This window comes from Pseudoruegeria sp. HB172150 (assembly GCF_013184805.1).
Taxonomy (GTDB): domain Bacteria; phylum Pseudomonadota; class Alphaproteobacteria; order Rhodobacterales; family Rhodobacteraceae; genus Psychromarinibacter.
Map to the genome: position 1 here is coordinate 219,912 of NZ_JAATNG010000005.1, position 22,564 is coordinate 242,475.

21 protein-coding genes are annotated in these 22,564 nt (G+C 62.3%); 8 read left to right on the forward strand and 13 right to left on the reverse strand.

The features are described 5' to 3' along the window. Positions 1–204: 204 nt before the first annotated feature. Entirely contained in the window at positions 205–2,064 is a 1,860-nt protein-coding gene (locus tag HCO70_RS19775; protein WP_253913390.1) for an ABC transporter ATP-binding protein, read from the reverse strand. Positions 2,065–2,376: 312 nt separating this feature from the next. On the opposite strand from HCO70_RS19775, the gene HCO70_RS19780 reads away from it, so the two are divergent. Both HCO70_RS19780 and HCO70_RS19785 read left to right on the forward strand, forming a co-directional pair. Then, the gene (locus tag HCO70_RS19780) at positions 2,377–2,793 is read left to right on the forward strand and encodes a molybdopterin-dependent oxidoreductase (protein ID WP_253913391.1); all 417 of its coding nucleotides are present in this window, start codon (positions 2,377–2,379) and stop codon (positions 2,791–2,793) included. Positions 2,794–2,796: 3 nt separating this feature from the next. Next, complete coding sequence (locus HCO70_RS19785; protein WP_172299418.1) at positions 2,797–4,182, forward strand: cell wall metabolism sensor histidine kinase WalK; 1,386 nt, start codon at positions 2,797–2,799, stop codon at positions 4,180–4,182. Positions 4,183–4,197: 15 nt separating this feature from the next. Here the strand turns inward: HCO70_RS19785 and HCO70_RS19790 are convergent, their stop codons facing one another. Both HCO70_RS19790 and HCO70_RS19795 read right to left on the reverse strand, forming a co-directional pair. Then, positions 4,198–4,584 (reverse strand): response regulator, encoded by a 387-nt coding sequence (locus HCO70_RS19790; protein ID WP_172299420.1) that lies wholly within the window; start codon positions 4,582–4,584, stop codon positions 4,198–4,200. A 426-nt stretch (positions 4,585–5,010) separates the two neighbouring features. Next, complete coding sequence (locus tag HCO70_RS19795; RefSeq protein ID WP_172299422.1) at positions 5,011–5,853, reverse strand: amidohydrolase; 843 nt, start codon at positions 5,851–5,853, stop codon at positions 5,011–5,013. A gap of 156 nt (positions 5,854–6,009) precedes the next feature. Between HCO70_RS19795 and HCO70_RS19800 the strand changes: the two genes are divergently transcribed. Continuing rightward, complete coding sequence (locus tag HCO70_RS19800; protein WP_172299424.1) at positions 6,010–6,462, forward strand: RbsD/FucU family protein; 453 nt, start codon at positions 6,010–6,012, stop codon at positions 6,460–6,462. Positions 6,463–6,468: 6 nt separating this feature from the next. Here HCO70_RS19800 and HCO70_RS19805 read toward each other — a convergent pair whose 3' ends face one another. Genes HCO70_RS19805 through HCO70_RS19815 form a run of 3 tightly spaced genes read right to left on the reverse strand, consistent with a single transcriptional unit; the run spans position 6,469 to position 8,932 of the window. After that, positions 6,469–7,470, reverse strand: a complete 1,002-nt coding sequence (locus HCO70_RS19805; RefSeq protein ID WP_172299426.1) for an aldose epimerase family protein — start codon at positions 7,468–7,470, stop codon at positions 6,469–6,471. Further along, positions 7,467–8,330: an SMP-30/gluconolactonase/LRE family protein gene (locus HCO70_RS19810; RefSeq protein WP_172299428.1), complete on the reverse strand. Its 864-nt coding sequence runs from the start codon at positions 8,328–8,330 to the stop codon at positions 7,467–7,469. The genes HCO70_RS19805 and HCO70_RS19810 overlap by 4 nt, the downstream gene beginning before the upstream one ends. Continuing rightward, a complete protein-coding gene (locus tag HCO70_RS19815) occupies positions 8,327–8,932 on the reverse strand; it encodes a 2-dehydro-3-deoxy-6-phosphogalactonate aldolase (protein WP_172299430.1) in 606 nt (201 codons plus the stop codon). The genes HCO70_RS19810 and HCO70_RS19815 overlap by 4 nt, the downstream gene beginning before the upstream one ends. A 376-nt stretch (positions 8,933–9,308) precedes the next feature. On the opposite strand from HCO70_RS19815, the gene HCO70_RS19820 reads away from it, so the two are divergent. Further along, entirely contained in the window at positions 9,309–9,995 is a 687-nt protein-coding gene (locus HCO70_RS19820; RefSeq protein WP_305849443.1) for a sugar transferase, read from the forward strand. On the opposite strand, the gene HCO70_RS19825 is transcribed toward HCO70_RS19820, so the two are convergent. From HCO70_RS19825 to HCO70_RS19840, 4 genes are all read right to left on the reverse strand, one after another. Next, complete coding sequence (locus HCO70_RS19825; protein ID WP_172299434.1) at positions 9,947–10,645, reverse strand: YafY family protein; 699 nt, start codon at positions 10,643–10,645, stop codon at positions 9,947–9,949. The two genes, HCO70_RS19820 and HCO70_RS19825, sit on opposite strands and share 49 nt — an antisense overlap. Before the next feature lie 3 nt (positions 10,646–10,648). Then, the gene (locus tag HCO70_RS19830; RefSeq protein WP_172299436.1) at positions 10,649–11,011 is read right to left on the reverse strand and encodes a VOC family protein; all 363 of its coding nucleotides are present in this window, start codon (positions 11,009–11,011) and stop codon (positions 10,649–10,651) included. A gap of 86 nt (positions 11,012–11,097) precedes the next feature. After that, positions 11,098–11,856: a hydroxypyruvate isomerase family protein gene (locus tag HCO70_RS19835; protein ID WP_172299438.1), complete on the reverse strand. Its 759-nt coding sequence runs from the start codon at positions 11,854–11,856 to the stop codon at positions 11,098–11,100. After that, positions 11,856–12,455: a DUF1285 domain-containing protein gene (locus HCO70_RS19840; protein ID WP_253913392.1), complete on the reverse strand. Its 600-nt coding sequence runs from the start codon at positions 12,453–12,455 to the stop codon at positions 11,856–11,858. Before HCO70_RS19840 ends, HCO70_RS19835 begins: the two co-directional genes overlap by 1 nt. Positions 12,456–12,518: 63 nt before the next feature. Here HCO70_RS19840 and HCO70_RS19845 point away from each other — a divergent pair, with 63 nt between their 5' ends. From HCO70_RS19845 to HCO70_RS19860, 4 genes are all read left to right on the forward strand, one after another. Beyond that, a complete protein-coding gene (locus HCO70_RS19845) occupies positions 12,519–13,526 on the forward strand; it encodes a MoxR family ATPase (RefSeq protein WP_172299442.1) in 1,008 nt (335 codons plus the stop codon). After that, positions 13,523–14,398 carry a DUF58 domain-containing protein gene (locus HCO70_RS19850; RefSeq protein ID WP_172299444.1) on the forward strand — a complete coding sequence of 292 codons (876 nt, stop codon included), beginning with the start codon at positions 13,523–13,525 and terminating at the stop codon, positions 14,396–14,398. Before HCO70_RS19845 ends, HCO70_RS19850 begins: the two co-directional genes overlap by 4 nt. 1 nt (position 14,399) lies before the next feature. Next, positions 14,400–17,168 carry a DUF4159 domain-containing protein gene (locus HCO70_RS19855; RefSeq protein WP_172299446.1) on the forward strand — a complete coding sequence of 923 codons (2,769 nt, stop codon included), beginning with the start codon at positions 14,400–14,402 and terminating at the stop codon, positions 17,166–17,168. A 93-nt stretch (positions 17,169–17,261) separates the two neighbouring features. Beyond that, positions 17,262–19,337 carry a hypothetical protein gene (locus tag HCO70_RS19860; RefSeq protein ID WP_172299448.1) on the forward strand — a complete coding sequence of 692 codons (2,076 nt, stop codon included), beginning with the start codon at positions 17,262–17,264 and terminating at the stop codon, positions 19,335–19,337. Positions 19,338–19,347: 10 nt separating this feature from the next. On the opposite strand, the gene HCO70_RS19865 is transcribed toward HCO70_RS19860, so the two are convergent. From HCO70_RS19865 to HCO70_RS19875, 3 genes are all read right to left on the reverse strand, one after another. Next, positions 19,348–21,273 (reverse strand): methyl-accepting chemotaxis protein, encoded by a 1,926-nt coding sequence (locus HCO70_RS19865; RefSeq protein WP_172299450.1) that lies wholly within the window; start codon positions 21,271–21,273, stop codon positions 19,348–19,350. A gap of 229 nt (positions 21,274–21,502) precedes the next feature. Next, positions 21,503–21,853, reverse strand: coding sequence for a hypothetical protein (locus HCO70_RS19870; protein ID WP_172299452.1), 351 nt, complete (start codon positions 21,851–21,853; stop codon positions 21,503–21,505). Next, positions 21,850–22,548 (reverse strand): DUF599 domain-containing protein, encoded by a 699-nt coding sequence (locus tag HCO70_RS19875; protein ID WP_172299454.1) that lies wholly within the window; start codon positions 22,546–22,548, stop codon positions 21,850–21,852. Before HCO70_RS19875 ends, HCO70_RS19870 begins: the two co-directional genes overlap by 4 nt. Between the last annotated feature and the right edge of the window lie 16 nt (positions 22,549–22,564).

Genomic DNA, 22,564 nt, shown 5'->3' on the forward strand with positions numbered 1-22,564 from the left:
CTTGTATTCTCGGCGTTGAATGGACCGGTACCTAGAGGGCAAAAAATACAACCTAAGCATGAAAATCTTTCGGTCGCCATACTGAGAACGGCATGATTTTCTGGCAACAATTGTCCGGAAAGCGCAGGCATGTTGCCGTATTCGAAAAAGACGCAGCGTCAACAGGTCTGGGTAGTCGAATCATTTGGGCTGTCAAGCATGGGATCAGCCTTCGATCATGTCGGGTTCCGCGCGCTGTTGTTGCCACATCGCCGCGTAGATTCCACCTTTACGTATCAATTCTGAATGCGGACCGTCCTCGACGATGCGGCCGCGATCCAGCACGACGATCCGGTCGAACTGCGCCAAAGTGGACAGGCGGTGCGCGATGGCTATGACCGTCTTGCCGCGGGTGATCTGCTGCAGGTTTCGCAGGATCTTTGCCTCCAACACGCTATCCAGAGCGGATGTGGCCTCGTCCAGCACCAGGATCGGCGCATCCTTGAGAATGGCCCGCGCGATCGCCAGCCGCTGCCTTTGCCCGCCAGAGAGCGTAACTCCGCGTTCGCCGATATGGGCGTCGTAGCCGCTGTGGCCGTCGGACCCGGACAGTTTCTGGATGAAGTCATGAGCCTCTGCCAGCCTGGCGGCGCGGATCATGTCCGCTTCAGTGGCATCCGGGCTGCCGTAGAGAAGGTTGGTGCGGATCGACCGGTGCAGGAAGGATGGGTCCTGCGCCACCACCGATATTTGGCTGCGCAGGCTTGCCTGGGTCATGCTTTCGATGCACTGGCCGTCGACCTGGATACTGCCGTGGTTCGGACGCTGAAGGCGTAGCAGCAGACGGATCAGCGTGGACTTCCCGGCGCCGGAATGGCCGACGAGGCCGATTTTCTGCCCGCCCGGGATATGCAGGTCGATTTCCTGCAGGCAGCCTTTGGCGCCGCCATGGCCGTGGCTTACCTGCTTGAACGCGATCTCGCCGCGCCGGATTCGGCGCGGGGCGGCGGTTTCCAGATCGGTCAGTTCGTGCGGTACGGAAATTGTCGCCAGTCCGTCCTTGATGATGCCGACATTCTCGAAGATGCGGGTGGCGACGAACATCAGCCAGCCGGTCATCCCGTTGAGCCTGATCGTAAGGGCGGTGGCGGCGGAGACCTGGCCGACGGTGACGCTGCCCTGCATCCATAGCCAGACGGCGGGTCCGACGACGCCGGCGATCATCGCTCCGTTCAGTAGGTTCATTCCCAGTGACAGGTCAGTCATCTCGCGGCGGAAACGCTGGGCTCGGTGCCGGAGTAGGCGCATCTCGGGGAGGAAGTGATCCTGTTCGGTCGAAGTGTCAGCAAACAGCTTGACCGTCTCGATGTTGGAATAGGCGTCGACGACGGCGCCGGAGACGGCGGAGCGGGCGTTTGACCAGTTCTTTGAGGCATGCGCGATGCGGACGGTCTTGTAACGGACATAAAGGATGTACGCCAGGATCCAGATTGCCAGCGGCAGGCCGAGCCGCCAGTCGATCTGCCCTAGCAGGATGACAGCGGATACCGCGTAGACCAAGCCGAACCACAGCGCCTCGAACGTGGAATGGAATATTTCCTCAACCGCTTGGCCGAGCTGCATCACGCGGTTCGACAGCTTGCCTGCCAGTTCGCGCTGAAAGAAGGACATGGATTGTCCAAGCATGTGCCGGTGGGCCTGCCAGCGGACCTGTTCCTGCAGGTTGGAGGCGACAGCCTGATCTAGAAACAGGTGGTGTACCCAGATCAGGACCGGACGGAACATCAGCACGACGAAGAGGGCGATCACCAACTCGACCTTGTGCGTGTCCCAGAACGCGGCAACGCCAGTTTCGGTCATCAGGTCGATGAGCCGGCCGGCGTAAAAAATCAATCCGCATTCAAGCAGCGCCTTGCAGAGGCCCAGCAAGACCATCAGCGGAAGCAGGTGCCGGAACGGGTGGATATGGCTTTTGAGGAAACTCCAGATGGTGCTGGGCGGTGGCCGGTCGTCACCGGCGGCGAACGGGTCCACAAGAGACTCGAAATGCCGGTACATGCGTTGATCGTCTTCCCGCACCACCATAAATTTCTCGATTCGTATTGGCGGCCCCACAAGACCTTCTAGCCCGCGCCTGTTCAAAACCGCAACTTCCGATGGAACCATTGTCCAAAGGGAACAGCGCAGTGCATGCAACCTTTTGCCGAATCGCCACACTTACGTCAAATGGCGCAATCTGTATCAAAAAGCTGATCTCGAAATTGAATATGATTGCAACACAGCGTACGAAGGACATAAACAAAACAAGTGTGATAGAGGCCTCATATGATGCAGACTGTAACTCGTACCTTGTTCGCAGCCGCTATGCTGGCGCCGTGGCCGGCTTTGGCGGCGCCAATGCTGACCGTGACGACCACTGACGCCTCGGGGTTGCAAACGGTCCTTGAATTTTCTTCTGAAGACCTGCTCTCCATGCAACCCATAGAGGTGCAAACCGACAACGATTTTGTCGAAGGCGAGACAGTGTTCACTGGGCCGCTTTTGCGCGACCTGTTCGGGGAGATTTCTCTGGAGCCCGACGACGAGATCGTCGTGACCGCACTGAACGATTACAGCACTGTGATCCCCGCGAGCGAAGCGCTGGAATATGATGTCATCGTCGCCGTGCTGATGGACGGTGAAGAGATGTCGGTTCGGGACAAGGGACCGTTCTGGGTGATCTACCCGATGAGCGACCATCCCGAACTGCAGGATCCTGGGTACAACGACCGGCTCATCTGGCAGCTTTCCGATGTGGAGCTTACTAAGGACTAGCTAATGAACTCGGGCTTCTCTGCCCTGCGATGGCTGGCAGCTCTGGGTCTTATGGTGGCTCTGGGGCTGAGCGCTGCGGGGCTGATGACCATGCGGTCGGAGCTCGGGGCGCTGTCGAATACCAAGCGGACCGGCGCCATCTGGATCGCAAACCAGCTTGAATTCGAGCTGTTCCGTTTCACTCAGACCGTTGCGTTGTTCATGGCACAGGATCCCCGGGTAGATGCCGAGGATGTCGTGTTCCGGTTCGACATCCTCTGGAGCCGTCATTCGGTCGCGGAAATGGCGGACAACGGAAAGCCGGTGGCCGGTGACTGGCCAGAGGCCGTGGTGCTGGCAGATCTGGGGGAACAGCTGCGCGAGGACGATCCGCTGGTCCTGGGGCTGGAGTCTGGAGATGTGGAAACGGCGCGAGTGCTTCTGACTCATTTCGAGGCCTTCGCCGCGCCTCTGCATGACTACACGCTTGTGGTAAAGGATGTGCAGGCACAGGAGGATATGGATGCGCGGCAGGAAATCTGGCGTCTGTCAAAGCTGACGGTGGCCTTCAGCGCGGCACTGGGGATCGGTTCGGTCCTATTGGCGATCCTTTTCTTCGTCGACTCGCGTGTGCAGCGGCAGATCTCCAAGGAAAACATGGTGCTGCTGAAGCGGTCGGAAGCGGCCTACACTGCGCGGATCGAGTTCCTGTCGACGGTGAGCCATGAATTGAGGACTCCGTTAACCTCAATAAAGGGCGTCCTCGGGTTCTTGAAGGCTGGTGTCCTCGGCGACCTGGACAGCAAGGCGCACCGAATGATCCAGATCGCTCATTCGAATGCGGTGCGGCTGGAGAAGCTGATCGACGACATCCTCGACTCGGTGAAGGCGGAGCGAGGAGAATGGACCTTCGACTTTGAGCAGTTGGATCTGGTCAAGGTCGCTGAGGGTGTCGTCACCGCTAATGCCAGCGTCCGGATCGACCGGACCATCCGGTTCCGCAACGCGGCCAGCGGGCCAGTGATGGTCTTTGCAGATCGAGGGCGGATCGAGCAGGTTTTGTCGAACCTGATCTCTAACGCGGTGAAGTTTTCGGAGTCTGACACCGAGGTCGTGGTGACGGTGCGCAGCGAAGGCGAGCATGCCGTGGCGTCGGTCAAAGATTCCGGTGCGGGCATTCCTGAGGCTTTCCGCGGACGCATCTTCGAGAAATTCGCGCAGGCGGATTCATCCGACAAACGCCGCGCTGGCGGTACCGGGCTGGGGCTGAACATCGCCAAGCGGATAGTGGAAAGCCACAACGGCAAAATCTACTTCGAAAGCGAGCCAGGAAAAGGCAGCATATTTACCTTCGAATTGCCGCTGCTGAAGGATGCTGTCCGCGAAAAACAGGACCACGTGCTGGTTTGAGTCGTGCAGGGCGGGCTATCGGCCTGATCGTTCCCAGAGTTCCTGCACCTTCGAGAAGAGCTGCATCGGGTCAAACGGCTTCGGGATGACGCCCAGTGCGCCTTTGGACAGGATCCGTTCAGTGGTTGCTGCATCCGCTTTGGCGGTCAGGAATACCGCCGCGATGTTTTCCTTGCCCGGGATCTTTCGGATCTCGTCCCAAGCTTCTTCTCCGGTCATGTGCGGCATCATCAGATCCAGCAAAAGCAGGTCCGGATCGTAGGTCATGCATGCTTCGATTGCGCTTTTTCCGGAGTCGCATTGCTTTAATTCCAGCCCGCCGCCAAGCGCCAGCGCCATTTCGGTGATTACGCGAACATCTTCGTCGTCGTCGACATGAAGGATCTTATTCAGGTCAGTCATCTAGATTCCGACGATTACGTTAGTACCGAAACTGACCGGCAGCCGCCCGCCGTCCGTCGCGCATCCCTTGTCACAGCTCCGCGACGCGCACAAGCAGTCGGAACGTATAGTGTACCAACCAACTCACCTTTTGGGAGTGTTGCATGCATGTTACCCGTCAGCAAGCGAATATCGTTATCGAGTTAGTATTCGCGGCGAAACCGGCGAGGATTACGCTGCGGCAGAACTTTGAGTGAGAGGAAACAGCTCTGCGTTGTTGTATGATAAAGGCGCCATTATCGCCGAATTTAGCCCGAACTCGCCCATTGTGATTTCAAATTTCCGTGGCGGCAAGAATTCAAGGCAAAGATTGGCGCGCATTTTGCCCACCGGAAACAATATTAGGCCGAAAAAGTCATCGTCCGGGTCCCGGACGCAAGTGTCAGTTCAGTTCGCCAGGCGATAGAAGGCGGAAGCGCTTCCGCCGAAGACCTGTGCCTTGTCCCTGGAGTCGAGTCCCTGGGTCAGCGACTCGGCAATGTCGAACCAGGTTTCGTATTCCACGCGCAGTCGGCAGACCGGCCAGTCCGACCCCCACATTACCCGGTTCGGTCCGAAGACATCCAACACGTGATCGGCATAGGGGCGCAGGTCAGGTAGAGTCGGATTTTCGGACGCTTCGGTGACGAGGCCCGAAAGCTTACAACAGGCTCCGGTCTCGCGCGCGAGGGCGGTCATGCCATCGGCCCATTGCCGGAAAGATTCCCGCGAATGGGCGCGAATTTGCGGTTTCATACAATGATCTATGACGACTCGCATCTGCGGGTAACGTGTAAGGATCGTGAAGAATTTCTGGAGATGTCGCGGGAAACCGAGCGCGTCGAACGTTAAATCCAGGTCGACGATCGCCTGGAACGCCCACTGAATGTCGGGCCGCAGCATCCAGGCGTCGTCCTCGATGTCCTGGATCATCGGGCGGACGCCCTTGAACTTTGGATGGGCGGCGAAGCGTTCAAGTTGCGTGCGGTGGCTCGGCTTCTCGAAGTCCACCCAGCCGACAACACCAGCGACATGCGGTGTCGCGTCGGCGATACCGAGGAGGTATTCGGTTTCTTCCAGGGTGGCGGCTGCCTGAACAAGAACGGTTCGATCAATACCCTTTGCCGCCATCGCAGGTTTCAGGTCTGCAGGGCCATAGGGCCGTGATAGAACGGGATCATCCTGCGGCATCCAGTGATAATCGCCGCGTGCCGGATTCCAGTAGTGATGATGTGCATCGACCTGGGTCATGACACGTTGGCCAAGACTTTTTCTCTGTTCATCAAATCCTCCCTTGCAGTGAGGCTAGACTGAATTCTAGCTTAGTCCAAGACGCCTATACTTGGCCTACATGCATGCATTTGGGCCCAAATCGTCCGTCGCGAGAGATCAAGGGAGGAGAGCGAAATGCTCAAGGGCATCGATCCGCGGCTAAACGCGGACATGCTTCACGCGCTGCGGTCGATGGGGCATGGCGACATGCTGATCGTGGCGGATGCGAATTTCCCCGCGGAGTCGCTGGCGCGGCAAACAGTACTGGGACGGCTGCTTCGAATGGAAAACCTGACAGCGCCGGAAGCGGTGGAGGCGATCCTGTCAGTAATGCCGCTTGACACCTATGTCGAGGATTTCGCGGGCCGGATGGAGGTGATTGGCGCGCCGGAGGAGTTGCCGACGGTTCAGCAGGAGGTCCAGGCGACGATCGACGCCGCTGAAGGACAGCGGCGCCCGATGATCGGGATCGAGCGGTTCGCCTTTTACGAATTGACGAAGAAGGCCTTCGCGGTGGTGCTGACCAGCGAAGGGCGCGGATACGGCGACTTCATGCTGCGTAAGGGGGTTATCCTTGCAGATGGGTAGACGCTGTTAGCCGGCCGAGAAACGCCATTCCGTGACTTGCTTCCAAGGCTCGCCCGGCCGCAAAACAATGGACGGAAAGTTTGGATGGTTGGGCGCATCCGGCCAGTATTGAGCCTCGAGAGCGACACCGCAATATCCGCGCGCGGTTGTCCCGTCATGGAGGACATACGGCGCCTGCTCCAGCCCATGACCGTCATAGACCTGGATGCCCGGTTCGGTCGTGGCCATCTCCATCGTCACGCCTGACTGGCCAGTGAGCCAAGCGACCGGGCGCAGCGGTTCGCGGCCGCGCGAGAGGCAGAAATTGTTGTCGATGAGCCCCTCGGCGCCGCCTTCCAGAACTCGACCCTCGCGGTAGTCGAAACGGGTGCCATCGACGGGAGCAATCTCTCCGGTGGGGATCAGGTCTTCGGTGGCGGGCGTGTATTCCGCTGCCGCCAGTTTCAGGATGTGGCCTGCAACAGTCGGCGCGTCGTCCAGCCGCCAGTATGAATGGTTGGCGAGGTTGACCACCGTCGGCGCGTCGGTTTCGGCGGACAGGGTAAGGCGCAGTGTAGCCGGCGGCAGGACCTCGAAACGTGCGGTGAACAATCGGTTGCCTGGGAAGCCGCCGTCCCCGTCGGCCTGTCGGATCTGCAGGGTGGCGCTGCCGTCGTCGGTTTCGGCGATTTCCCATGTGCGGCGGTGCATGGCGGCGTCGCCGCCGTGGAGCGTGTGTTTGCCGAGGAAGTTCGTGGCGAAGTCATAGGTCTTCCCGTCGATCTCGGCCTTCGCTCCCGCGATGCGGTTCACGACCGGCCCGCAGGTGGCACCGGCGCTGCCCATCTTGCCCTCGTAGGCCGCGATGTCCGGGCTGCCCACGGTCAGTGAATAGGGGATGCTTTCAAGCCGTACGTCATTCAGTACCGCACCACGGGTGAGTAGCGCGACCGAGATCGCACCGGCATTAATATGCAGCCGGTGGATGGATTCGCCATCGCTCAATCGGCCGAAAACCTCTGTCGTCATGTTTGAAGCTCCACACGTGGTTCGGGTAGGCCCTTCAGCTCGGTCTGCAGCGAGAATGTCATGCCGCTTTCGGCGCGGGCCGCTTCTTCGGGGTCCAGCCCCTCCAGCGCGGAGGTGCAGAACAGCGTTGACAGGCCCGAGCCGCCGAGAGCCGGACAGGAGGTGTGCTTTGCAGGAAACTCGAATGTTCGCAGGAGTTTGCCTTCGGGATTATAGCCGGCGACGCGGAACGCGCCCCATTGCGCGTTCCAGAAATTGCCGTGCGAATCCGTGACCGCACCGTCTGGTGCCAGACCCTCGGGATTCAGATCTAGGAACAGTTTGGCCTCGGCCTTCGGCCAGCCGTCATCGTCCAGTTCCAGTGTGAAGACCTTTTTCGCGCGGGAACAGGCGTAATAGGCCAGTCCGCCGTCCGGCGAGAAGCAGATGGCGTTGGGGATCGTGATGCCTTCGACCAGCTTGCGCAGCTCGTTCTTGTGATACCGGTAGATCGTACCGCGGCCGGATTCCGCGCTCTTGCCCATAGTGCCGATCCAGAAGCCGCCCTGCCGGTCGGCGCGGCCGTCGTTCGAGCGGGTGCCGTCGTCGTCGGCTTCCAGCGGGCAGAGATCCTGCTCGTCGCCATATTCCAGATCGAAGCTGAACAGCCGCGTTTCGCTCGCAATCAGTAGCGTGTCGGTGTCGACCCAGCCGGCGGCGGTTACGTGTTCGTCGAACTGCCAGCGTCTAGGTTCGCCGTTCACCCGAGTCATCAGTTGCTTGCCGAGGATGTCGAACCAGAAAAGCTGATTGCGTTCCGGGTGCCAGAGCGGGCCCTCTCCCAGCTCGCAACGGCGGTTGTCATAAACCTCGACACTCATTGAAACACCTCGTCATAAGTCGCGACGATGTCGCGGGCACGGGCGGCGACGTCGGAGGCGCTGTCGCCGGGTTTGTAAAGCGAGCTGCCCAAGCCGAAGCCGCAGGCACCGGCGGTGCGCCAATCGGCGAAGTCGGATGGGCCAACGCCGCCGACGGCGTAGATCTGCGTATCCGGCGGCAGGACCGCGCCAAGCGCCTTAAGGGCGTCGGTTCCCATCTGCATGGCTGGAAATATCTTCAGCCCCGTCGCACCCCAGCGGATCGCCTCGAAGCATTCCGTGGCGGTAAAGACGCCTGGGTAGCTTTGCATGCCGAGGTTGCATGTTGCGCGGATCACAACGCGCCGGCAGTTGGGCGAAACCACCATTTGGCCGCCGGCCTGGTAGACGCGGGCGACCTCTTCTTCGGTCAGCACGGTGCCGGCCCCGATCGTCGCGTCGTCGCCGTAGGCGTCCACCATTGCCTCTATGCTGTCGAACGGGTCCGGGGAGTTCAGCGGTACCTCGATCCGGTCAATTCCCGCACCGATCAACGCCTCGGTCACGGATACAGCATCGGCTGGCGTGATGCCGCGAAGAATGGCGATAAGGTTGCGGCCCATGCGGGTTCCTCCCTCGCAGGCCGGGCGGTTGCAGTTTCTGTCCGGCCCGGAAGCGCGGACAGGTGGCGATTGCGGAGCGCACCCCCCGGTTCCGATTTGTTCGCAGGCAGGTCTCGTTTCGTCAAGCAAGCGTATGCGGGCGGATGGTAAAGTGCGGCTTTGTTGCCGATGTCCGGGACGCAGGTTCAATTTCGCTGCGCAGCATACTGCTGCGAAGCGTAACGATCTGAACGTTTCCTTAACCTGCGCGACTGTACGGTTTTTGTGGAGTTTGATGGGCACGGATGACCATGGACGGTTATTATTGGTCATGTCGGATGCAGGGGCCGTCCGTCTGTCGCGTCGACGGGTGGCGCGTCACTGAGGGGCTGGCGAATTGACGCCTGCGAAGCGCGTGATGGATTTGGCGTTGGGCCTTCTGATGGCGGTTTGTACTGCGCCGTCGCTCTTGCTGATCGCACTTGTGATCCTGCTGGTGGATGGCAGGCCGGTGTTTTACAGCTCCGAGCGGATGCGAACACCGGTGCGGTCGTTCCGCCTGATCAAGTTCCGCACGATGACCATCGGGTCGGACGACGCGGGCGTGTCCGGAGGCCACAAGTCGCGCCGACTGACTCGGTGCGGCCGTTTCCTGCGTCGAACGCGCCTGGACGAACTGCCTCAGATCTGGAACGTCGTTGCCGGCGACATCAGCCTTGTCGGGCCGCGACCGCCGTTGAGGACATGTGTCGAGGCCAATCCTGAAATTTATGAGCTGGTCCTGCAGAGCCGGCCGGGGATCACCGGGCTGGCGACGTTGTATTTTCACCGTCACGAAGAGCGGCTGCTGGCCGAGTGCAACAGCGCAGAGGAGGCGGGTATCGTTTATGCCCGGCGTTGTGTGGCCCGCAAGGCGCGGCTGGACCTGATTTACCAGCGTCGGCAGTCGCTGGGAATGGACCTGCGGCTGTTGATGCTGACAGCGGCGTTTCCGCTCCGGGTCGTGCTGGGCCAGTTGAGGCCGGTCCTGCACCGCTACTCGCTGCGAGGAATATTGCCGCATTCCCTTTCGCGGGCGAGATAGGCGGCGAGGCTTTTGTCCGTCTCGGCGCGGAAGCGGCCCTGCGGCGTGGCGCGGGCGATGCGGTCCAGGCGAAACATGCGGAAATCCTGGCGCAGTTCGCACCATGCGAGTAGCGTCCAGACCTTGCCCCAGAAGCCCAGTGTCAGCGGCCGGACGATGCGAGCGGTTTCGGCGCCGTCGGCATCGCAATAGGCGAGCAGCATGCTCTCGCGGGTGTCAGACGCTGCCTCCAGTTGGTCGATCAGTGCGCGCGTGGCGGGATCGAGTGAGCCGGAGAAGGCGTGGACTTTGACGGCATCGGCACGGGCGCGCTCCGCTTCGGGCAGGACGGCGGCTATCTTTACAAGCGCCTCCTCCGCACCCTGCACCATCGCCAGCCCGCCCCAGGCGCGGATCAGCCGGGCGCCCGCGACCAGCGCGACGATTTCGTCGCGCGTGAACATGAGTGGCGGCATCTCGTAGCCATCGGCCATCACGTAGCCGTAGCCTGACGCGCCCTCGACGGGCACGCCGGATGCCTGCAGGTCGGCGATGTCGCGATATACGGTTCGCTCTGATACCTCGAGCGTCTCGGCAAGCTGCCGCGCCGTCCGCAGGCGCCCGCCGCGCAGGGATTGCACGATGCGGAACAGACGGTCGGCGCGGCGCATCCGTCAGGCGGCCTTGGGCTCGAACAGGCCGATGCGATTACCATCCGGGTCGAGCATGACGACGTAGCGGCCGGGCGGGATCGTCATTTCGGTGCCCTCGAACTTGGCGCCGGCGGCCTCGGCGCGCGACTTCGCGGCTTCCAGCCCTCCGGGAGCATTGAGGTAGATAATGTTACCGGTGCCGTTGCCGACTGGGCCTTTCACCAGGTTGCCGCCGATGCCTTCCATGCCGAAAGCCGCGATTTCTTCGGGGCCCATGGTGGAGGGCTCCATCCCCCAGAGGAAGATGGCGTTGTAGAACTCGGTGGAACGGGCGAGATCGGTAACCGGGATCTCGGTCCAGACGACGGTGGGCTGCGGGCTCATCCTGTTTCTCCTTGAGAGCGTTGCGATGAGTCCCTTATCTCATAGTCCCACTGACAGCGTTCTGTCAGCATCTGTCAGGGATCGGGTCACCCCACCATTTTCATCCAGCCGAGCGTGTCCTCTGTCGGTCGAGACGGATTGTATTCACCGCTGATCCAGCCTTCGTAGCCTGCGCCTTTGACGGCGGCGAAAAATGCCGAAAAATCAATGCCCTCGCTACTCGGTTCGCGCCGGTCGGGAATATTACCGACCTGAACGTGGCGGGTCAGCGGGGCATATTGCTGCCACGCGGCCAGCGCGTCGCCAGTGATGACCTGGGCGTGGTAGGTGTCGAATTGCAGGCCGAGATTCTGGGCGCCAACCTCGGCGATCACTTCGGCGGCGAGGTTGTAATCGTTCAGGAAATAGCCGGGCATGTCCCTAGGGTTCAGCGGCTCGATCGTCAGGCTCTGCTCCGGTGCCTGTACCGCCGCCCATCTCAGGTTCGAGATGAAAGAATCACGCGCCGCCGCACCTTCGGCCCGGCCGGCCATGACATGCAGGTGCTGTGGTTTCAATCGTTGGGCGTAGCGCAGAGCACGCGGGAAATCGCGGCGAAAGCGTTCCTCGCCCCCCGGAATTGCTGCATAGCCGCGGTCGCCGCCAGTGTAGTTTGGCGGCGGCACGTTGATCAGCGCCAGCGGTAGACCGGCGCTTTGTAGGCGGTCGAGTATCTCTGTGGCCGGGTCATCATAGGGAAACAGAATTTCGACCCCGTCGAATCCAGCATCTGCCGCTGCCTGGATGCGTTCGAGGAAGGGCAGTTCCTTGAACAGAAAGGTGATATTCGCGCAAAGCCGGGGCATCAGGGCAGCTCCGCCGTGGGGATGAAGGGGAAGAACTGGCCGCCGGACCAGACGCCGAACCAATCAACGCCGTCCACCGCCTCGGATGCGCCCAGCTCGACCAAGCGATAAAAGCTCTTGCGATCGATCAGTGCTTCAAGGTTCGCGCGGACCAGAATGTACGGTGAGGGCTCGCCGGTTTCGGCATCACGAACCACACGGATCGGGTGGTCGGGGTCAGCGGCGGCGACATCCTCGACATTGGTCAGGAAGGTCAGCATCTGGTTGCGGCCTGCTCCGGAAACCTCGAAATCGACGGCGACGAATGGAGCGTCCTCTACCTGAATGCCTACTTTTTCGACAGGGGTGACGAGAAAGTAATCGTCGGCATCTTTGCGCAGGATAGAGGAGAACAGTTTTACAAGCTCTTTTCGTCCAATGGGCGTGCCCAGGTAGAACCAGGTTCCGTCCCTTGAAATCCGCATGTCGAGTTCACCGCAAAACTCGGGATTCCAAAGATGTACCGGTGGTAGCCCCTTCTCCGATGCCGCCTTCGCCGCCTCGGCGAGCGCCTCTGCAGACGGGCTCACGATCATTTGTCCGCTATCGCGTTTTGTCATTTGTGCTTTCGAAGATACCTGCCGATACTGTGACCGGGATATAACACGCGTTGGAGTTTTGCCATGGCCGACACCGAGAACCTCGTTGCCGAGATCGAGGCGCTGGGCGCCAAGATGATCGAGGCGGAAGCGAGCATCGCGAAGCGGTTCATCGGGCAGAAAAAGGTCGTCGATCTGGTGCTTTCGACGCTGGTTTGTGGCGGGCATGGACTGTTGATCGGGTTGCCTGGACTAGGCAAGACGCGGCTGATCGAGACCCTTGGGAATGTCATGGGGCTTGAGGATGCGCGGGTGCAGTTCACGCCAGATCTGATGCCGGCGGATATCTTGGGGTCGGAAGTACTGGAGACCGGCGCGGACGGGTCGCGGGCGTTCAAGTTCATCGAAGGGCCGGTGTTCTGCCAGCTGCTCATGGCGGATGAGATCAACCGTGCGTCGCCGCGGACCCAATCGGCGCTACTGCAGGCGATGCAGGAACGGTCGGTCACCATTGCTGGTCAGCCGCATGCGCTTCCGGCGCCGTTCCACGTGCTGGCGACGCAGAACCCGATTGAGCAGGAAGGCACCTATCCGCTGCCAGAGGCGCAGCTGGACCGGTTTCTTCTGCAGATCGATGTCGAATATCCGACCCGGGAATTCGAGCGCGACATCTTGGTTGCCACGACCGGGACCGAAGACGCGCAATCGCACGCGGTTTTCACAGCCGATGAACTGATGGCAGCACAGACGCTTGTGCGCCGGATGCCGGTGGGCGAGGCGGTCGTCGAACTGATCCTTGACCTGGTGCGCGCCTGCCGTCCGGGCGAGCCGGAGGCGCCGGAAATCGTGAACCGCTCTGTCGGGTGGGGGCCGGGGCCGCGAGCCGCACAGGCCCTGATGCTGACGGTGCGGTCGCGCGCGTTGCTGGACGGGCGGCTTGCGCCGTCTGCCGAGGACGTGCTGGCGATGGCACGACCGGTGCTGACCCATCGCATGGCGCTGACCTTCGCGGCGCGGGCGCGGGGCGAGAGCCTTGGCCACGTAATTGATACCGTGGCCGAGCAGGTGACGCGGGTCGAGGCCGCTGCGTGACATCCGCCGCCGAGTATCGCCAGCGGGCAGAAGCCCTTTCCGCCCCCCTGCCGCCGCTTCTGGCGGAGGCCGAACATCTGGCGCAAGCGGTCCTGCTGGGGTTTCACGGGCGCCGGCGCGCCGGGATGGGCGACGAGTTCTGGCAGTACCGTCCGGCGCGCGACGGCGACGAGGCGCGGCTGATCGACTGGCGCCGCTCGGGCCGGTCGGACATGCATTTTGTGCAGGAAAAGGAATGGCAGGCAGCGCAGTCGGTGTTCATCTGGCTGGACGAGTCGCAGTCGATGGGATTCTCCGGCGACAAGAATCGCTCCACCAAGCTGGAACACGGGCGGCTTTTGTCTCTGGCCCTGTCGATCCTGCTGATCCGGGGTGGGGAGCGTGTGGCGCTTGCTTCTCTGGGAACCCCGCCGCGGTCGTCGGAGCTGCAGCTTCTTCGTATCGCGCAGAGTTTCGCCATGGAGCGGGAATCGCCGGATTACGGCGCGCCTGAGGTGCGCAACCTGCTGCCGCATTCCCGCGCATTGTTCGTTTCAGATTTCATGGGCGATCTGGCGCCGCTGGAGGCGCAGCTTGCCAAGGCCGCGGATCGCGGCGTGCGGGGCGTATTGTACCAGTTGCTCGATCCGCAGGAAGAGGCGTTCCCCTTTGACGGGCGCACGATATTCGAGAGTATGGGCAAGACTTTGCGGCACGAAACGTTGAAAGCGGGCGACCTGCGCGACCGCTACCTGCAGCGGCTGGCCGAGCGCAAGGCGCGGCTGGACGACCTGGCCCATGCGACAGGCTGGCAGTACGAGTGCCACCATACCGGCGACAGCGCGCAGGCCGCGTTACTGTGGCTGTACGGTGCGTTGGAGCGGAAAGGCTGACTTGTTCACAATAGGCTCGATAGGTTTCACAGCGCCCTGGCTTCTGCTGGGGCTTCTGGCACTGCCGATCCTGTGGTTGCTGCTGCGGGCGGTGCCGCCGGCACCGATCCGGCGGATGTTCCCAGGTGTGGCGCTGCTTCTGGGTCTGACCGATGACGAAACGCAGACCGACAAATCGCCGTGGTGGCTGTTGCTGCTTCGGACGTTGGCAGTAGCGCTGATTATTCTAGGCTTTGCCGGACCGGTGCTGAACCCGCGAGAGGAAACGCTGGGTTCCGGTCCGCTGCTGATCCTGATGGACGGCACCTGGGCCGATGCCCGCGACTGGACGCGCCGGATCGACCGAGTGGATGCGGCACTGGACGAGGCGAGCCGTTTGGGCCGTCCTGTCGCGCTGGCCACTCTGACCGATCTGGAAGCGGGCGAACTGCCGTTCCGCGCCGCCGACGCTTGGGCACAGACTTTGCCCAGCCTGAAGCCGAACCCCTGGGAGCCTTCGCCGGCCGCGTTGGAAGCATGGATCGCCGAATTGCCTGACGAAAGCTTTGACACTTTCTGGGTATCAGACGGTCTGGAACGTGACAGCCGGTCTGAGTTGCTTACTGCGCTGGAAGGCCATGGCACTGTGACCGTCTTTGAATCGCCGGGCGCGGTTTACGCGCTTCGCCCTGCAGGGTTTGCCGAAGGCAATGTGGCGGTGACTGCGGTGCGCACGGGCGGTGGCGAGGCGGTGACTGTCACGATCGCCGCGCGCGGGCTGGACCCGAGCGGCGTCGAGCGGGAACTGGCGCGCGAGGACCTGACCTTCGAGAGCGGCGCGACCGAAGCCGTGCTTGAGCTCGACTTGCCGCCGGAGCTGCGCAACCGCGTCTCCCGCTTCGAGATAGCGGGCGTCCGGTCCGCCGGAGCGGTGACGCTGACCGATGACGCGCTGAGGCGGCGCGAGGTGGCGTTGATAGCCGGGCTGGACGACCGCGAGGGACTGGAACTGCTGTCTCCACTGCATTTCCTGCAGCATGCGCTGGAACCCACGGCGGACCTGATCCAGGGCGACATGCTGGATATACTGCTGGCCAATCCGGATGTGCTGATACTGGCGGACATCGCCACCATCAGCGACGCGGAACAGGAAGGGATGCTGGACTGGGTTGAGAACGGTGGCATGCTGCTGCGATTTGCCGGGCCGAGGCTGGCCGCGTCAGATGTAAGTCGCCGCCAGGAAGACCCGCTAATGCCGGTGCGGCTGCGCGCGGGCGGTCGCAACATTGGTGGCGCGATGAGCTGGGGAGAGCCGAAGAAGCTTCGCCCCTTCAAGGAAGGCTCGCCCTTTTTCGGGTTGGAGATCCCGGACGACGTGACAGTGTCGAGCCAGATCATGGCACAGCCCGACCCGCAGCTTTCCGAGCGGGTCATCGCGTCGCTGGCCGACGGTACGCCGCTGGTCACCCGCAAGCGACTGGGTCAGGGACAGGTGGTGCTGTTCCACGTCACCGCCAACGCGGAATGGTCGACGCTGCCGCTATCCGGACTGTTCGTGCAGATGCTGGAGCGGCTGGCAGTGTCCACCAGGCCGTCGCAACCGTCGGCCGAAGACCTGGCCGGGACCGTCTGGGCGCCGGATGCAGTGCTCGACGCTTTCGGTGTGGTGCAAGACGCTGGCACACTTCCGGGTGTCGCGGGCGAGGATATCGCCGCTGGCGTGTTGAGCGCGGAGATGCCGCCGGGGCTCTATACCGGCGAGGACCGGCGCATCGCGGTCAACGTCGCCAAGGCGGATACGGAACTGGCCCGCATGGCATGGCCGCAGACCGTGGCTGTGACCGGGCTGGATGTGCTGGAGGAACTGGCGCTGAAGGGCTGGATGCTGGCGGCGGCGCTGGCGCTGCTTTGTGTGGACATCCTGGCATCGCTGTGGATTTCGGGCCGGCTGTCGCGTGTCTCACGGAGTGCTGCGGCGGTGCTGGCGTTGAGTCTGCTTTCGCTGCCGCAGGGCGCGGATGCGCAGGAGAGCGACGACGAACTGGCGCTGGCCGCCACCTCTGAAGTAGTGCTTGCCTTTGTAGTCACCGGCGACGCGCGGGTCGATCAGGTGTCCGAGGCGGGGCTGCGCGGGCTGAGCCAGGTGCTTTGGGCGCGCACGTCGATCGAGCCCGCGGAGCCGATCGCCGTCGACCTTGAGACCGACGAGCTTGGGTTTTTCCCGTTCCTTTACTGGCCAATCTCCGAGGGCCAGCCGATTCCGTCGGACGTCGCCTATGCCAAGCTGAACCGCTACCTTCGCCATGGTGGCATGATCCTGTTCGACACGCGCGACGCCAATATCGCGGGGTTTGGCGCATCCAGCCCGAATGGCCGCAAGTTGCAGCGGCTGGCGGCGCCGCTCGACATTCCGCCGCTTGAGCCGGTGCCGGAGGACCACGTTCTGACGCGCACCTTCTACCTGCTGCAGGATTTTCCGGGCCGCTATGCTGGCCGCGACATCTGGGTCGAGGCAGCGCCGGCCGACGCGGCGCAGGTGGAGGGCATGCCGTTCCGCAATCTCAATGACAACGTGACCCCGGTGGTGATCGGCGGAAATGACTGGGCGGCCGCCTGGGCGGTCGATCCGAACGGCAACAGGATGTTCCCCATCGGGCGCGGATTTGCCGGTGAGCGACAGCGCGAGCTTGCGCTGCGTTTCGGCGTGAACCTGATCATGCATGTGCTGACCGGCAACTACAAATCCGACCAGGTACATGTCCCGGCGCTGCTGGACCGGTTGGGGCAATGAGTTTCGGGCCGGCGCCCCTGGTCGGCGCCGGATCGGGGGCAGCCTCCGAAACCCCGAAGTTTTCATGACCAGAAGAAGGACTGGAGCTGAGATTTGACCGGCTCGATCATCTTTGACCCTCTCCTGGAATGGCCACTTGCCTGGGCTGCTCTTGCCGTGGCTGTGCTGTTCGTGGCCGTTGCGATCTGGCGTGGGCTTTCGGGCTGGTGGTTGCGCGGACTGGCGTCGGCGGTGTTGCTGGTGGCGCTGTTCAACCCATCGCTGCAGCAGGAGGACCGCGCGCCGCTGACGGACATCGTGCTGCTGGTGGTGGATGAAAGCGCGAGCCAGCGGATTTCTAACCGCCCGGACCAGACCGCCGAGGCGATCGCGGCGGTGGAGGCCGAGGTGGCGGCGCTGGGCAACACCGAGCTTCGCGTCGTGCCTTTGGGCGACGGTGAGGGCGACCAGGGAACGCTGTTGATGACAGCGCTTGCCGAGGCGATGGCGGAGGAGCCGCGCGCCCGGCTGGCGGGGGCGATCCTGCTAACCGACGGGCAGCTTCACGATGTGGATCGCGCGCCAGACCTGCCGGCGCCATTGCATGTGCTTCTGACCGGGCGTGAGAGCGACTGGGACCGGCGACTGCTGATCACCAACGCGCCGGCCTTTGCCATTCTCGGCGAACCGGTCACGCTGAAGCTGCGGGTTGAGGACCAGGGGGCGGTGCCAGCCGAGTTGGGAGAGACCGCGGATCTGAAGATCGCCATCGACGGCGAGGAATTCCGCACCGTCGAAGTGCCGATAGGGCGCGACCTGGAGATGCCGATCGTACTGCCCCACGGTGGCATGAATGTGATCCAGTTCCAGCTGCCAGAGGCCGAGGGCGAACTGACCGACCGCAACAACTCCGCCGTGGTGCAGATCAACGGCGTGCGCGACCGGTTGCGGGTGCTACTGGTTTCGGGCGAGCCGCATCCGGGAGAGCGCACCTGGCGCAACCTGCTGAAATCTGATTCCTCCGTTGATCTGGTGCATTTCACGATCCTGCGGCCGCCCGAGAAGCAGGACGGCGTACCGGTCAACGAGTTGTCACTGATTGCCTTTCCGACGCGCGAGCTATTCATCGACAAGATTGACGAGTTCGATCTAATCATCTTCGACCGCTACAAACGGCGCGGCATACTGCCTTCGCTCTACCTCGACAATGTGCGGCAATACGTGCTGGACGGCGGGGCGGTGCTGGTCGCGGCAGGGCCGGATTTCGCCGGCGCCGCGTCGCTGTTCCGATCTCCGCTGGCCGAAATCCTGCCAGCGGCGCCGAGCGCGCGGGTGATCGAGGAAGGTTACAAGCCGAAAATCAGCGAGCTGGGGCAGCGGCACCCGGTAACGGCAGGGCTGGAAGCCTTTGCGCCAGGCGAGGCGGATGAGGACGGGCCCGGCTGGGGGCGCTGGTTCCGGCTGGTAGATCTGCAGGCGACCGAGAGCGGCCAAACGGTAATGGATGCGCTGGACGACCGACCGCTGCTGGTGTTGGACCGGGTCGGCGAGGGGCGCATCGCGCTGTTGGGGTCGGATCACGCCTGGCTGTGGAACCGCGGCTTCGAAGGCGGCGGGCCGCAGCTGGAACTGCTGCGACGGCTGGCGCACTGGATGATGAAGGAACCGGAGTTGGAGGAGGAGGCGCTGAGCGCCGCGGCCGAAGGCCAGACGATGACGATCACTCGCCGGACACTGGGCGACACGGTCGGCGACGTGGAACTGACGGCGCCGGATGGGTCGGTCATGCTGGTGCCGCTTGAGGAAGTCCAGCCGGGGCGTTGGGAGGCCATCGTGGAGGGCCCGGAGATCGGACTTTACCGACTTTCGGAGGGTGAGGAAGAGGCGGTGATCGCACTGGGGCCGGCGGCGCCGAAAGAATTTGAGGCGACCATCGCGGACGCGTCGCTGCTGGAACCGGAGGTCGAGGCGACGCGCGGCGGCGTGGCGCGGATCGAAGAGGGGTTGCCGGATCTTCGCCGGGTACGCACCGGCCGACCGGCCGCTGGGCGCGGCTGGCTGGGCATTACTCCGCGCGAAGCCTACCTGACAGCGGATGTCACTCTCGTGCCGCTAGTGCAGGGCTGGCTGTTCCTGTTTCTGGCGGCATTCCTGATGGTCGGTGCCTGGATGCGCGAAGGGCGAAGCTGACCCGGGACGGTCACGAGGCCTGACGCAGATCCGGACTATCCTCGCGGATTTTCAACATCGAGCTGTTCTGATCCAGGGCGTTGGCCTGTGCTTGCAGAACCGACAATGCAGCAGTGGTTTCTTCGAACATCGCCGCGTTGTGCTGGGTCAGCTGGTCGAGCTGGCCAACAGCGGAGCTCAACTCCGTCAAGTTGGTCGATTGCTCAGTCGCCGAGCTGGCGATCGTCTGTACCAGCTCGTCGAGATAGGTGACGAGCTTGCCAATCTCTTCCAGCGAGTCGCCGGATTCGTTGACCAGTTTCACGCCATCCTCAACCTGCCGACCGGACATATCGATAAGCTGCGCGATCTCCCGCGCCGCCTCGGACGATCGCTGCGCCAGTGCCCGCACCTCCGAGGCGACGACGGCAAAGCCGCGGCCGGATTCGCCGGCGCGCGCCGCTTCGACCCCGGCATTTAGCGCCAGAAGATTGGTCTGGAAGGCGATGTCGTCGATAACGCTGGTGATCTTCGACACCTTCTCGGAGCTTTGCGCGATGTCATTCATCGCCTTCACAGTACGTTGCAGCACGGTCAGGCCGGATTCAGACTGGTCCTTGGTCTTCGTGACGGTCAGGGCAGCCTCCTGCGCACCACGGGCGGAATTCTCGACGGCGCCGGCAATTTCCGTAATGGCGGCTGCAGTTTCCTCAAGCGAGGCGGCCTGGCTTTCGGTGCGCCGGGCCAGTTCGTCGGCGGAGCTGCTTAGGTGGTCCGTCTCAGCGGTAATCGTGGTCGCGCTTTCGAGAATGCTGCCGGCCAGTTGCGAGATCTGGTCGGCCGCGTTGTTGTAATCGTCGCGCAGCTTTACGTATGCCTCCGGGAAGTCACCTTCTATTCGGTATGTCAGGTCACCCAGCGCAATTGCGCCCAGCCCCTCGGCCAGAACCGCCATCACCTTCTGTTGTTGTTGATGGGCCTGTTCGCGCTCCGCTTCCTGCTCTGCGCGCTGGCGTTCCCGTTCCCTGCGCGCCTCCTCCTGCTCTTGCCGGCGCTGCTCGGCAGCCTGCGCTTCCCGCTCCTGCGCCTCGCGTTCCCTCTCCGCCGCCTCGATCTGTTGGCGGGCGATTTCAGCATCCTTTTCAGCCTGCTCCGCTTGCAGCTTCTGGCGTTCCTGCAGCGCGGTGCGGAACACTTCCAGTGCCCTCGCCATGTCGCCAAGCTCGCTTTTGCCGTCTGTGCCTGGAACGGCGCTGTCAGTATCTCCGTCGGTCATGCCCTCCATCCGGTGCTTTACCCCATCGAGTGGCTTCGTGATGGTGCGGCCAATCAAGGTCGAGACTACCAGTAGGAGGACGAGCCCGCCGATTTGCATGGACCACGCGACCTGGCGCAGATGCGACAGCGATTCCATGATGTCGGAGACGTAGGACCCGGTGCCGACGATCCAGCCCCAGTCTGCAAATTCCTTGACGAAACTGATTTTCGCTTCCTGCTCGGTGCTGTCGGGTTTGTTGAAATAGTAGGTGACCGATCCCGCGCCCTGTTCCTCCACGACCTTGAGCATGTCCTGGAAGATGAATTTTCCGTTTACGTCGGTGTAGTCCCACATGTCGGCGCCGCGCATTTCGGGGCTAGGATGGACGATCATCCGCGCATCGCCATCGAAGACGAAAAAGTATCCCTCGGTGTCATAGGCAAGAGACGAGAGCAGACGATTGCCTTCTTGCTGCGCGGCCTCGAGCGACATCGATCCGTCGTCCACCGCAGCCTGCAGATCCGCCAGCGCGCTGATCGCGGTATCGACGACATCGCTCAGGTGACGGTTGCGCATGTCGAAGGCACTATTCACCGACAGGGTCATCATGATTTCGGCGAGGATGATCGAGATGACGATGGCAAGTGCGACAATCGCATAGATTCGCGTCGAGATTTTGGAAAGGCGTTGGCGGAGCATATGGGACCTTCGTGGCTTGAAGCGGTCAGGCTCCGCTAATGCCACGCAGGCATTAACAATGAGTATTTCGGTGGTCAGCGCCGGGCGTCGTATCTGCCCGATGCGTCCGCACTGCACGACTAAAGTACCGCAAATTCTAATGAATGAAGGGGCAAAACTTGTTAGGCGAACCTGCTCCGAGAGCTATTGCTTTTCCGGTTTCGTTACCAGCTATTGGCGCAGATGAGATTCAGCGTGTCAGCTTCAGTACAAAGGTCTCGTCCGCCCAGCCATCCTGCGAGCAGTGGGGGCGAATTAGAATGGAGTCGATACCTTCGGGTATCGACACGACCGAAAGGCTGCGGGTGAAAGGCTGTTCATCGACATGCGGATGCAACAGTTCGCGAAACCCCAACCGCTCACCGTCCGGGGTCAGGACTTCCCATCCATCGGCGTAGTGATCCCAGCCGGTGTCGGGATGCGACAGCGTGACCGAAATCTGCCAAGTGTCGCCGCTGCGTGTGGCGGTTGCATCCTCTACCGCCGGAACGTCGGCGAAGGCCGGCGAAGCAAGCAGAAGCAGGGCAAGAACGTGTTTCATTCCGGGGCCTTGTTGAGCAGGACGAGCCTGGATTTCGAGGCGAACTCCCGACGCAGCAGGATCGAGATCACGATTGCCGTGGCAACAAGTAGCGCCACCGGTCCCAAAAGCCAGGCCGCCGCGCCAAGCGCGAAATAGACGGCGCGCAGGCCCCGGTTGAAGCTCCGGGCGGCGGAATTGGCGATGCCCGCCGCCTGATGCGCGCGGTGATAGGCCATCTCTCCCTCGTCGTTCGGCGCGGCGCCCATCACAATCAGGCAATAGCCGAACAACCGGTAGGACCAGATGAACTTGAACAGCCCGTTTGCCAGGAACAGCAGCATGAAGACGATCTTGACGTCCCAGATCACGGCAGGTGCGTTCTCCAGCGACAGATCCTCGGCCAGACCCAGAAGCTGATCCGTATTGCCAACCAGGGCCAGCCCGCCGCCGACGGCGATCAGGCAGGTCGAGGCGAAGAAGCTGGCTCCCTGCCGCAGGTTGCCCATGACCATAGAGTCGAAGACTCTGGGCGAACGGGTGATGTAATGCTCCATCCAGCTGACGCGGTACTTTTCCATCAGCACGGCGGTCGAAACGCGGTGCGCGGCCGGATGCTCTATGACATAGGCGACCGCGAACCACGCGATCAGGATGGCCACCACGGCGACCGCATCGAGCGGAGAAAAAAACTGCAGTCGGCTGATCAGGTCCATGACCGGGACGTTAGCG